General features: G+C 42.2%; 2 protein-coding genes. One reads left to right on the top strand and one right to left on the bottom strand.

Features of this window, described 5'->3' with window-relative positions:
• Window positions 1-390: 390 nt before the first annotated feature.
• Window positions 391-552: a hypothetical protein gene (locus tag ACFWP3_RS41935; RefSeq protein WP_376936199.1), complete on the bottom strand. Its 162-nt coding sequence runs from the start codon at window positions 550-552 to the stop codon at window positions 391-393.
• Window positions 553-1,092: 540 nt separating this feature from the next.
• Here ACFWP3_RS41935 and ACFWP3_RS41930 point away from each other — a divergent pair.
• Window positions 1,093-1,529 (top strand): hypothetical protein (locus tag ACFWP3_RS41930; protein WP_384232213.1); only part of this gene is annotated, 437 nt, incomplete at its 3' end.

Genomic DNA, 1,529 nt, shown 5'->3' with positions numbered 1-1,529 from the left:
GATTAATGAGCTACAGAATTTTATAATTCTATGACTTCTAAAGCCCTCGTTTTAGGGCTTTTTTTTGAGATTTTTAGGTGTAACGCTGACAATTTGCATTTCCTGCTACACAGACGTTTCAGAAAAACAGCCGGCACAAAAATCACCTACAGCGCGATTTTGGGGCGCGGTGTTTTTGTGCCTATTCGACAGTGCTTTTTGATGAATTTAATTTTGTACCACAAAATTACGTATCCTGCCTATGAACACAGGACAAAAGTCGCAACGCAAGACATAACGTCCCCGCGCCTTTAAATTGCGCTGTAGGGGGCGTTATGTCGTTCGAGCCTGTTGACTACATTGAATATGATAAAAACGCTCACACGGCGATTTATGGAGCTATGAGGGGCATTAGAGCTCCCACCCTTCATCCATAAAAGCCTTTTCATCGAAAGGAACACGATTATCCCCTCTAAGGCTTTTAATTTTGGCTTGTATCTCTGCTACTCTTTCAGTCAGTGATTTTTCATTCTGCTGATCAGAATCCTGTGATTTTTTTTCTGTTTTCTTCATTTCACAGTCTCCCCAATCTAGTTTTTATTTAAATATCTCATGTAGGTCGATGTAACATAAAATGTAGTTCGTAATGTAACATCACATGTAACATTTTTTGCACTTGTAAGTGTCAGCACACACGCGGTTTAGCTTAAATTTTTAGACTGTTTTTTTGCTGTTTTTCATTAAAACGATGATTACCCATAAAACTCATAATCTTAAGCGTTTTCACATACGTTTGTTGATTAAAAAGTTGTCTCAAAATTGGGACTTGTTTTCGATGGTTATAGGTAAATCGAAAACCGGCAGTGCTGCCGTCCTGCGGGCTGTCCAGTAGGTCAGTCCTCGGAAACAGCATCTCTGCCGTTATCACATGCACCATTTTTTTAAGCTATTTTACGAAGCGACTAGCTTCGTTCCGCTTAATCTATTTAAGATACATGGATACGTTAGTGCATTTTAGCACTCTAGCCCCTGAGAAATAAGACTTTTTAGATTATTGACAGTTGTCTGTCAGACAACTAAGGTTGTCCACCAGTCAACTATAAGGGCAGATTGATGACAAGATTATCATTTCGAGAGCTAAGGGAGCTCGGTATCTCAAATGAAGATATCGCAGCTGCAAAGGTCACACAGGCCGCCCAGCGTAGAGTTGGGGCTCCCGTCCAATCAATTGGCGTGATTGTTGGTGCTGCCCAGCCACGTCAACGTCATAATCCAAACCCACCAATAAGCCTAACTGAAAAGGCTATGAGGAAGCGTGGTATTTACGATCAAGCGGCTCTGCTACTGGATCAACAAGCATTGCAGGAAAGTAGCCCAGAACGTGCTATGCAAGCCCGTAAAGCAGCGCAGGCAGCGAAAGAACTAAGTTCTACCCAGCAACTTGAATTTGACTTCTTTGGAGGTGGTAACGTGTCCATTGCTTTCCAGTACCAGGACGCCGTTACTGAACGGCTATTTGAATCCGCTAAGACCACAGCGCAAGCATATCA

This window comes from Streptomyces sp. NPDC058525 (genome assembly GCF_042719495.1).
Taxonomy (GTDB): Bacteria; Actinomycetota; Actinomycetes; order Streptomycetales; family Streptomycetaceae; genus Streptomyces.
The sequence above is the reverse complement of the archived record's forward strand: the minus strand, read 5'-3'. Positions and strand labels throughout refer to the sequence as shown.

Bases quoted from the DNA above. Each gene is read 5' to 3' on its own strand.
- ACFWP3_RS41935 (WP_376936199.1), bottom strand. From the start codon at position 552: ATGAAGAAAACAGAAAAAAAATCACAGGATTCTGATCAGCAGAATGAA.